Annotated in this window: 9 protein-coding genes; 5 read left to right on the plus strand and 4 right to left on the minus strand. The window is 64.3% G+C overall.

The window, feature by feature from the left end:
• Positions 1-187 precede the first annotated feature (187 nt).
• The 3 genes from GSQ83_RS11580 to GSQ83_RS11590 form a co-directional block, all read right to left on the minus strand.
• Complete coding sequence (locus tag GSQ83_RS11580) at positions 188-1096, minus strand: DUF2971 domain-containing protein (protein WP_158803030.1); 909 nt, start codon at positions 1094-1096, stop codon at positions 188-190.
• A 32-nt stretch (positions 1097-1128) separates the two neighbouring features.
• On the minus strand, positions 1129-2460 hold the full coding sequence (locus GSQ83_RS11585) for an LLM class flavin-dependent oxidoreductase (RefSeq protein WP_158803031.1): 1332 nt from the start codon (positions 2458-2460) through the stop codon (positions 1129-1131).
• A 102-nt stretch (positions 2461-2562) separates the two neighbouring features.
• On the minus strand, positions 2563-3402 hold the full coding sequence (locus tag GSQ83_RS11590) for an oxidoreductase (protein ID WP_158803032.1): 840 nt from the start codon (positions 3400-3402) through the stop codon (positions 2563-2565).
• Positions 3403-3510: 108 nt separating this feature from the next.
• Here GSQ83_RS11590 and GSQ83_RS11595 point away from each other — a divergent pair, with 108 nt between their 5' ends.
• The 5 genes from GSQ83_RS11595 to GSQ83_RS11615 all read left to right on the plus strand — a co-directional run bounded on the left by GSQ83_RS11595 (position 3511) and on the right by GSQ83_RS11615 (position 7363).
• Positions 3511-4440, plus strand: a complete 930-nt coding sequence (locus GSQ83_RS11595) for a LysR family transcriptional regulator (RefSeq protein ID WP_158803033.1) — start codon at positions 3511-3513, stop codon at positions 4438-4440.
• A gap of 68 nt (positions 4441-4508) precedes the next feature.
• Positions 4509-4988 carry a CinA family protein gene (locus tag GSQ83_RS11600; protein WP_158803034.1) on the plus strand — a complete coding sequence of 160 codons (480 nt, stop codon included), beginning with the start codon at positions 4509-4511 and terminating at the stop codon, positions 4986-4988.
• 51 nt (positions 4989-5039) lie between these two features.
• On the plus strand, positions 5040-6050 hold the full coding sequence (locus GSQ83_RS11605) for a zinc-binding alcohol dehydrogenase family protein (RefSeq protein WP_158803035.1): 1011 nt from the start codon (positions 5040-5042) through the stop codon (positions 6048-6050).
• A gap of 40 nt (positions 6051-6090) precedes the next feature.
• A complete protein-coding gene (locus GSQ83_RS11610) occupies positions 6091-6405 on the plus strand; it encodes a helix-turn-helix transcriptional regulator (protein WP_216850053.1) in 315 nt (104 codons plus the stop codon).
• 211 nt (positions 6406-6616) lie between these two features.
• Positions 6617-7363 carry an SDR family NAD(P)-dependent oxidoreductase gene (locus GSQ83_RS11615; RefSeq protein ID WP_158803036.1) on the plus strand — a complete coding sequence of 249 codons (747 nt, stop codon included), beginning with the start codon at positions 6617-6619 and terminating at the stop codon, positions 7361-7363.
• A gap of 93 nt (positions 7364-7456) precedes the next feature.
• On the opposite strand, the gene ilvD is transcribed toward GSQ83_RS11615, so the two are convergent.
• On the minus strand, positions 7457-9325 hold the full coding sequence (gene ilvD, locus GSQ83_RS11620; protein WP_158803037.1) for a dihydroxy-acid dehydratase: 1869 nt from the start codon (positions 9323-9325) through the stop codon (positions 7457-7459).
• Positions 9326-9343: the final 18 nt, after the last annotated feature.

Genomic DNA, 9343 nt, shown 5'->3' on the forward strand with positions numbered 1-9343 from the left:
GAGAAGTGGACAGGAGCGGCGTTCGAGGAGACGCAGGCGAAGCAGGCGGAGAAGCGGCTGACCTGAGATTCTGCAAACAGCGTCCACCGACCCCCGTCGGCAGCTAGCGTCTATACGCTTCGCGGCGGTTACTCACATGGATAACCAGGGCGGCGAGAAGGCCGTCCAAGCAATCACAAAGGCGCAGTTACGCGATCCGCTCGAACGACAGGGAGTAGGTTCCCGCAGTCATCCGCGCCTGAAAGATCGACACATCTTTATTCAAGGCGGCTGCTGCCGCAATGAGCTCGTCGCGAGCGGCGCCGGTGAGACGAAGTCCGATGTTGAGCTCGACCAACTCAGTCGGATAATAAGGTTGGAATATTGCGTCTTGCCCTTCCGGGATACAGGATGGGTCGACGACACGCACCTCTTCCTCGTAAGCCCATTCTGTGCTTTTCACGTGTGTTAGTGAGCGGGTGAAGGCTCGCATAGCATCGGGATCTGACGATGGCGTGCTCCTCACCAACGGATCAAATGGTCTGTAGAATTTTGGGCGGATGTTACTGTAGCTGACTGGTTCGAGCAGACGCAGGAACGAGTCCCGTGCAACATCCTGGCGGAAGCCTAACGCGACTCCTTTATGCTGGTCGGCATAGTGCGACCACATTAGCAAGTTATTTTTGTTCCGGGTCGCGCAGAAGATCCCCGAATTTTTGAACTGGGTGACGATTGCTGACTTCTCTAGTTCGAGAGCATCAAGCGTGGCCTTCCACTGCGGGTACATGTCTTCAATGACTGGGGATGTAAGAAGTGCGAGTAGCTCTTCGCGGTGAGCGGCCGTTCCCGCATTTATAATACCTGAAATCGCAATGGCGTCTTCTGGAACGCCAACGCGCTCGGCGTACTCGGCGGGATTGGCAGAAAGCGTATCGACTAGAATCGCGACTTCCGCGTTGCGCCAATCCGTCAAAGCAGTTTCAAAGAGATCATCGATATTGATATCGAACGGGTCATTCATTGCGCTCGGCCGCCCAAAGCGAAGAGTACGGTTGGCGATGATAAGTCGCGCCGCGTTCTCGCTTGTGTATTTATAAACGGTGTCCTGCTGAGGCATAGTTGCGATCACATTGGGGTTTCGCCCAACGATCACCCTCCAAAAAACCGGTTCCCCGGCCGCCGCAACCCCAAATTCTCCCGCAACGTCCGGCCCTCATACGCCGTCCGGAAAATCCCCCGCCGCTGCAACTCCGGCACCACCGTGTCCACGAAATCCTCCAACCCCTCCGGCAGAAACGGGAACATGATGTTGAACCCGTCCGACCCATCCTGCCGCAACCAGGCCTCCATCTCGTCGGCGATCATCACGGGCGTGCCGATCATCTCCAAACTTCCGTAGCTCCCGCCAACATATTGCGCGAGTTGCCGCACCGTCAGCTTCTCGCGCCGTGCCTTTTCGACCAACCGCTCGCGCGCGCTCTTGCTCGCATTGGTCTCCGGAATTTCGGGCAGCGGCCCATCGAGCTCGAACTGAGACGCATCAGTCCCCAGCTGCACCGAAAGCGAAGCGATCGAACTTTCCGCGTTTACCAAACTATCAAGCCGCGCCTTCTTCTCCCGCGCTTCGCTCTCCGTCGCACCAACCACCACGAAACACCCCGGCAGGATCAGCAGCTGATCCGCCGCGCGGCCATACCGCCCCATCCGCCCCTTCACGTCGGCGTAGAAGGCGCGGCCCTGCTCGAGCGAGGCCTGACTCGTGAACACCATCTCCGCCGTCTCGGCCGCTATTTCGCGTCCCGCTTCGGAGGAACCCGCCTGCACGATGACCGGCCAACCCTGGATCGGCCGCGCCACATTCAGCGGGCCGCGCACCGAAAGCTCCGCGCCCTTGTGGTTGAGAACATGCATGCCCTCGGGGCGGAAAAACACGCCGCTCTCCTGGTCGCGCAGAAAGGCGTCATCCGCCCAGCTATCCCAAAGTCCGGTGACGACATCATAGAACTCACGCGCTCGGCGATAGCGGTCCGCATGCGCCACATGCTCGTCCCGGCCGAAATTCATCGCCTCGTTGGGGTTGCCCGAGGTCACCAGATTCCAGCCGGCCCGGCCGTTGCTGATGTGATCGAGCGAGGCGAAGCGGCGCGCCACCTGATAGGGCTCGTTATAGGTGGTCGAGGCGGTGGCGATCAGGCCAAGCCGCTCGGTCACCACGGCCAGCGCCGGCAACAATGTCAGAGGATCGAAGGAGGTCACAGTGGCGCTCCGCTTCAACGCCTCCATCGGCATATTCATGACCGCCTGGTGATCGGCCATGAAGAAGGCGTCGAAGAACCCGCGCTCCAAAGTTTGGGCGAGATACTTCAGGTGGGGAAAACTGAAATTCGCATCCGCCCAGGCGCCGGGATATCGCCAGGCGGCGGTGTGGATGCTGACCGGGCGCATGAAGGCGCCGAGGCGAAGGCGGCGAGGTTCAGGCATGACAGGTCCTTCGGGCTGGGAGACCGACCAAACAGTCTCCACGCTGCCCGAAGGATGGCGCGCCGGCGCGGCAGTGGCCAGCCGCGCCGGCGGCGAGGCTGCTCAGTCGAAATCGGTGGACATGGAAAGGCCGCGCCAGGCGTCGATCTCCGCCTGCAAGGCGAGCAGCTTTGCATCCACCAGCGTCACCGCATCGGGGCCGAGCAGCAGATGGGCCGGCGGATTGTCGCTCGCCACCAGTTTGAGGATGGCTTGCGCGGCCTTGCGGGGATCGCCCGGCTGCTTGCCGTCCCGCGCCTGCCGCGCCGCACGCACCGGCTCGAACAGCGCGTCGTAATCGGCGATCACCCGCGGAGCGCGCACCATGGAGCGCCCCGCCCAATCCGTACGAAAGCCGCCGGGCGCCACAGCGGTCACCGCGATGCCGAAATCCTTGACCTCCTTGCCGAGCGTCTCGGAGATGCCCTCCAGCGCGAATTTACTGCCGTGGTAGAAGCCGACCCCCGGAAAGGTCACGATCCCGCCCATCGAGGTGATGTTGATGATATGGCCCGAACGGCGAGCCCGCATGAAAGGCAGCACCGCCTTCAGCACGGCGACGGCGCCAAATACATTCACATCGAACTGGCGGCGCAGATCCTCCATCGAGGATTCCTCAATGATCCCTTCCATGCCGTAGCCGGCATTGTTGACGAGCACATCGATCCCGCCGATTTCCTTCTCGATCTCGCCGACCACGCGGGGAACCGCCTCATAGTCGGTCACGTCAAGCAGCTTGGCGAAGGACCGTCCTTTCTCCAACCGGTCGAAATCAGCCCGCGCCGCCTCATTGCGCACCGTGCCGACGACACGATGGCCCGCCGCAAGCGCCTCCTCCGACAAAGCGAGGCCGAAGCCCGAACTCACTCCGGTGATGAAGAATGTCTTCGCGTTCTCGGTCATTGGCTTAACTCCTATTCCGCTAGGCACAGAATGCCCCAAGGTTATTATAAAGATAATCCGCCCATTTCATCGTAAGCTCCGAAGCCCGACCTTCAGAATGAGGCGGCCATGCGTTCCTACAGTTTCGATGGCCTGCCCCACTTCCTGGCGGTGGCCGAACTCGGCAGCTTCGCGGCTGCGGCACAGAGCCTCGGCGTGTCGCCCTCCGCCGTTAGCCAGGCGGTGCGCGGGCTGGAACAACGCCTCGGCGCCCGCCTCTTCAACCGCACCACGCGCAGCGTCGCGCTGACCGAGGCTGGCGCCCGCTACCTCGAACGCGTGTCTCCCGCGCTCCAGGACATCACGGCGGCCGAGGAGGAAATTGGGAGCGCGGCGCGGCGCCCTCAAGGCAAGCTGCGCCTGAATGTTCTGCGCGCCGGGCATATGATCGTTCTGCAGCCGATCCTCCGCCGCTTTCTCGACGCCTATCCGGAGATCGACCTCGAAATCGTCGTCGAGGCCGGCATGGTCGATGTCGTGCGCGAGGGTTTCGATGCCGGCATCCGCTTCGGGGATGTGGTGGCGCGCGACATGATCGGCGTCAGCGTGGGGCCGCCGCTGACCGCGCATATCCTGGCCGCGCCCGACTACCTCGCAGCACGTGGCGTGCCAAAGCATCCGCGCGACCTGCTCACCCATGACTGCATCTGCTTCCGCCACCGGCCGAGCGGCATGATCGAGCGTTGGGACTTCGCGCGCGGCGGCGAAACGCTCTCCCTGACCGTCACCGGCCGCCTGGTGTTCAACGATTCGGCGGTGCTGGTTCAATCGGCGCTGGACGGCCTCGGCATCGTCTACATGATCAACGGCTATATCGAGCGCTTCCTCGCGGATGGCCGGTTGGTGCGCCTTCTTGCCGATTGGAGCCCGCCACTCGCCGGCTTCAAGCTCTACTACCCGGACCGTCAGCGGGTGCCGCGCAAGCTGCGCGCCTTGATCGATTTCCTCCGCACCGACCTCGCCGCGGAGACGCCCGCGACCGCCGCCGTTCTCGCATGACGAGCCGACGGTTTCTGCCGCGGCGCAAGGCCGCCTAAGATACGGTTTCACCTGATGGGGTTTGGCTCATGGACGAGATCTTCGCGCTCGGCAAAGAAGTCGCGGCGGCGCTCATCGCGCGTGGCGAGACTTTGGCGGTCGCCGAATCCTCGACCGGCGGGCTGATCTCGGGGGCGATTCTGGCGGTCCCGGGCGCGTCGGCCTGCTACCGGGGCGGCGGCGTGATCTACACTGCCGAGGCTCGCTCCGCGCTGCTCGGCCTGCCCGAACGCTCGCCCGACTGGCGGCCATCGACCGAAACGTACGCAGGATTGCTTGCGGAGACGGCTCGGGCGAGGCTCTCGGCCGACTGGGGTCTGGGCGAGAGCGGCGCCGCCGGTCCCACCGGCAACCGCTACGGCGACCCGGCGGGCCATAGCTGCATCGCTTTGGCCGGCCCCACGGCTGTCGCCACGACCCTCCGCACCAGCAGCGACGACCGGCTGGCGAATATGAAGGCTTTCACGGTCGCAAGCCTGCGGCTGCTTCTGAACGCATTGCCGCGATAGCGATGACCCCGCCCATCGCAAGACCCGCTAGACGTCCGAGGAGTTGAAGCCATGAAAGCGCTCGTCTGCGAGGCCCCCGGCCGCCTCGCACTGACTGACCGGCCGGACCCCAGGCCATCGGCGGACGAGGTCCTGCTACACATCCGCCGCATCGGTGTCTGCGGCACGGATTTCCATATCCTCAAAGGGCTGCACCCTTTTCTCGCCTATCCGCGCGTCATGGGCCACGAATTGGCTGGCGAGGTCGTCGCTTCCCCCGCCGGCAGCGGCTTGACGACGGGTCAGCTGGTCTATGTCGTGCCCTATCTCGCTTGCGGCATCTGCCGCGCCTGCCGCCTCGGGCGGCAAAACTGCTGCGTCCGGATAAGCGTGCTCGGCGTGCACCAGGACGGCGGCATGGCCGAATTTCTCGCCGTGCCCGCGCGCAACGTCGTGCCGCTAGACGGCCTCAGCCTCGACGAGGGCGCGATGATAGAGTTCCTGGCGATCGGCGCCCATGGCATCCGGCGCGGCGCGGTGGGCGCGGAGGATCGCGTTCTTGTCGTGGGCGCCGGCCCGATCGGCATCGCCGCGATCCTCGCCGCCAAGGCACGCGGCGCCCATGTCACGGCCATGGATATGCGGCAGGACCGCCTGGATCTGGCACGCAGCGCGCTGGGCGCCGACGAGGTTCTGGTGCCAGGACCCGAGGCCGAGGCGGTTCTCGCAGAGGCAACCCATGGCGAGTTTTTCGATGTCGTCGTGGATGCCACCGGCAATGTCGGCGCGATGCGTCGCGGCCTCGGCTTTCTCGCCCATGCCGGCCGCTACGTGCTGCTGAGCGTGGTGCAGGAGGAGATCGGTTTCGCCGATCCCGAATTCCACAAGCGTGAAACCACCCTTCTCGCGAGCCGCAATGCTCTGCCCGAGGACTTCGCCGAGGTCGTACGATGGATGCGCGCCGGCCAAATCCCGACCGCCGCCTTGCGCACCCATCACGCGCCTCTAGCGGCGGCGGCGGATGCATTCTCGGGCTGGCTGCGGCCGGAAACGGGCGTGATCAAGGCGATGATCGAGGTGTGAGCCCATCTCCGCCGTTGCCAAGCGGCGCCACGATCCCGATATGATTGCGGCGAGGATAGCCATGGCAGATGTCGAACACGCTTCCCTGACGGAAAAGCAATTCGCTTTGATCGCCCGTGCTTTGGCTGAACCCCGGCGCTATCAGATGCTCAAGCAGATCGCCGGTTGTGACGGTTCGATGCCCTGTAGCAGCATGCTTCAGGCCCAGTGCGTCAGCGCCGCGACGATCTCGCATCATATGAAAGAACTTGAGACCGCGGGGCTGATCGAGATTCTCCGCGAAGGCAAATTCGCGAAGCTGGTTCTGCGCCGCGATGTACTCAACGCGTATCTCCGCCAACTTTCCGAAATCTGAACGCTTTGAGGCCCGTCAAGAGCGGGATGTCTTCCAGTTCGAACCGCCCTCAGTCTACCCGTCGGGCTCGGCGAAGCCCTGCCATGACGGATCTCTGGTACGCGGGTCTGACGGGCAGCGGTTCAGCGCTCCCGACTATCGAACTCCAGCCCTTGCAATAGTTCGATGATCATCTAATTGTTGAGTCTTCCAACAGGCTAGGAAGTTCGACATGAGCAAATTGGCAGGCAAGGTCGCCGTCGTGACCGGCGCTTCCAAGGGTATCGGCGCGGCGATCTCGAAGGCCCTCGCGGCCGAGGGCGCCTCCGTCGTTGTCAACTATTCTTCGAGCAAGGAAGGCGCCGACAAGGTCGTCGCCGCCATCACCGGCGCTGGCGGCAAGGCCATCGCCGTTCAGGGCAACGTCTCGAAAGCCGCCGATATCCTGCGGCTTTTCGCGGAGACGAAGAAGGCCTACGGGTCGGTCGACGTGCTGGTGAACAATGCCGGCATCTACCAGTTCGGCGGGATCGGGGACGTGACGGAGGAGGAGTTCCATCGTCAGTTCAACACCAACGTGCTCGGCCTGCTGCTCACCACGCAGGAAGCCGTGAAGCACTTTGGCGAGCAGGGCGGCAGCGTCATTAACATCAGCTCAGCCATCGTGAAACTCACGCCGCCGGGCACGGCGATCTACACCGCGACCAAGGGCGCGGTGGATGCCATCACGCGCGTCCTCTCGAAAGAGCTCGGGCCGCGCAAAATCCGCGTGAACTCCCTCAGCCCCGGTGGCGTGGAAACCGAAGGCACCATCACCGCCGGAGTCATTGGCGGTGATTTCGAGAAGCAGATGGTGGCGCAGACCCCGCTCGGCCGAATCGGCCAGCCGAACGACATCGCGACAGTGGCGGTCTTCCTAGCATCGAGCGATTCGGGCTGGGTGTCCGGCGAGGTTCTAAACGTCGCGGGCGGCATGTAATCGCCGTCGCTTAGCTTAGGCCGTTCAAGGCGGCCGCCACTCGCTCCATCCCCAACCTTCCAGGGGAGGTCAGAGCGGGTGGCGGTGCGCGGGCTAACGCTCCACCTGACTCACATCCCGCACCGCGCCGCGTGACGCGCTGGTCGTCATTGCCGCATAGGCGCGCAGCGCTGGCGATACATGGCGCTCCCGCGATTCCGGTTTCCACGCGCCCGCGCCCTTTGAGACCATCGCCTCCCGGCGATGCGCGAATTCCTCATCCGTCAGAACCGCGTGGATGATGCGGTTGGGAATGTCGATCTCGATGCGGTCGCCGTCCCGGATCAGGCCGATGGCACCACCCTCCGCCGCCTCGGGCGAGACGTGGCCGATCGACAGCCCCGAGGTGCCGCCGGAGAACCGCCCATCCGTTACCAGGGCACAGAGTTTGCCGAGCCCCTTCGATTTTAGATAGCTCGTCGGGTACAGCATCTCCTGCATCCCCGGTCCGCCCTTCGGCCCCTCGTAGCGGATGATGACGACATCGCCCGCCTTGACCTGATTGCCCAGGATGCCGGCCACTGCATCGTCCTGGCTCTCGAAGATGCGCGCCGGCCCCGCGAAGACCAGGTTCGCCGCATCGACCCCGGCGGTCTTCACGATGGCACCGTCGAGCGCGATGTTGCCGTACAGCACCGCGAGACCGCCATCCTTGCTGAAGGCATGCTCCACGTCCCGGATCACGCCTGTCGCGCGGTCGGTGTCCAGATCCTGGAAGCGCTGATCCTGACTGAAGGCGACAATGGTCCGCACGCCGCCCGGCGCCGCGCGATACATCATGCCCGCCGTGCCGTTAGGGTCCGCACCTGCCACGTCCCAACGATCCAGCGCCGCCGCGACGGTCGGCGCATGCACGGTCGGCAGATCGGTATGCAGCAGCCCCGCACGGTTGAGCTCGCCCAGCAGCGCCATGATGCCGCCGGCACGATGCACATCCTCCATATGGACGTTCGCGACCGAGGGCGAGACCTTGCAGAGGTTCGGCACCCGCCGTGACAGCCGGTCGATATCGGCCATGGTGAAGTTCAGCCCCGCCTCGTGCGCCGCCGCGAGAAGATGCAGCACGGTATTAGTCGAGCCGCCCATAGCGATGTCGAGCGACATGGCATTCTCGAAGGCGCCCATGCTGGCGATCGTGCGCGGCAAGGCCGAGGCATCGTCCTGCTCATACCAGCGGCGGGCGAGATCGACGACGGTCCAGCCCGCCTCGACGAAAAGCTCCCGCCGGTCGGCATGGGTCGCGAGCAGGCTGCCATTGCCGGGCAGGCTGAGGCCGAGCGCCTCGGTGAGGCAATTCATCGAATTGGCCGTGAACATGCCGGAACAGGAGCCGCAGGTCGGGCAAGCCGAGCGTTCCTGCTCCGCCGCCTCGGCATCGGAAACCGAGGGATCGGCCGCCGCGACCATCGCCGTGATGAGATCCGCGCGCTTGACCACCGCGGCGCCGCCGGTGCCGTCCGACCGGATCTTGCCAGCCTCCATCGGGCCGCCAGAGACGAAGATGGTGGGGATATTGAGCCGCAGCGCCGCCATCAGCATGCCGGGCGTGATCTTGTCGCAGTTGGAGATGCAGACCAGTGCATCGGCGCAATGCGCCTCAACCATGTACTCGACCGCATCGGCGATCAACTCGCGGGAGGGCAGGCTGTAGAGCATGCCGGCATGACCCATGGCGATGCCGTCATCGACCGCGATGGTGTTGAATTCCTTGGCGACGCCGCCCGCCTTCTGCACCTCGCCGGCCACCAACTGGCCCATGTCCTTGAGATGGACGTGACCGGGGACGAATTGCGTAAAGGAATTGGCGACGGCGATAATCGGCTTGCCGAAATCGCCATCAGTCATCCCAGTCGCCCGCCAGAGCGCGCGAGCGCCCGCCATGTTGCGACCATGGGTAGAGGTGCGTGAGCGATAGGCGGGCATCGGCGGGGCCTCCTGCCC

This window comes from Acidisoma sp. L85 (assembly GCF_009765865.1).
Taxonomy (GTDB): domain Bacteria; phylum Pseudomonadota; class Alphaproteobacteria; order Acetobacterales; family Acetobacteraceae; genus Acidisoma.

Bases quoted from the DNA above. Each gene is read 5' to 3' on its own strand.
- GSQ83_RS11580 (WP_158803030.1), bottom strand. From the start codon at position 1,096: ATGCCTCAGCAGGACACCGTTTATAAATACACAAGCGAGAACGCGGCG.
- GSQ83_RS11585 (WP_158803031.1), bottom strand. From the start codon at position 2,460: ATGCCTGAACCTCGCCGCCTTCGCCTCGGCGCCTTCATGCGCCCGGTC.
- GSQ83_RS11590 (WP_158803032.1), bottom strand. From the start codon at position 3,402: ATGACCGAGAACGCGAAGACATTCTTCATCACCGGAGTGAGTTCGGGC.
- GSQ83_RS11595 (WP_158803033.1), top strand. From the start codon at position 3,511: ATGCGTTCCTACAGTTTCGATGGCCTGCCCCACTTCCTGGCGGTGGCC.
- GSQ83_RS11600 (WP_158803034.1), top strand. From the start codon at position 4,509: ATGGACGAGATCTTCGCGCTCGGCAAAGAAGTCGCGGCGGCGCTCATC.
- GSQ83_RS11605 (WP_158803035.1), top strand. From the start codon at position 5,040: ATGAAAGCGCTCGTCTGCGAGGCCCCCGGCCGCCTCGCACTGACTGAC.
- GSQ83_RS11610 (WP_216850053.1), top strand. From the start codon at position 6,091: ATGATTGCGGCGAGGATAGCCATGGCAGATGTCGAACACGCTTCCCTG.
- GSQ83_RS11615 (WP_158803036.1), top strand. From the start codon at position 6,617: ATGAGCAAATTGGCAGGCAAGGTCGCCGTCGTGACCGGCGCTTCCAAG.
- ilvD (WP_158803037.1), bottom strand. From the start codon at position 9,325: ATGCCCGCCTATCGCTCACGCACCTCTACCCATGGTCGCAACATGGCG.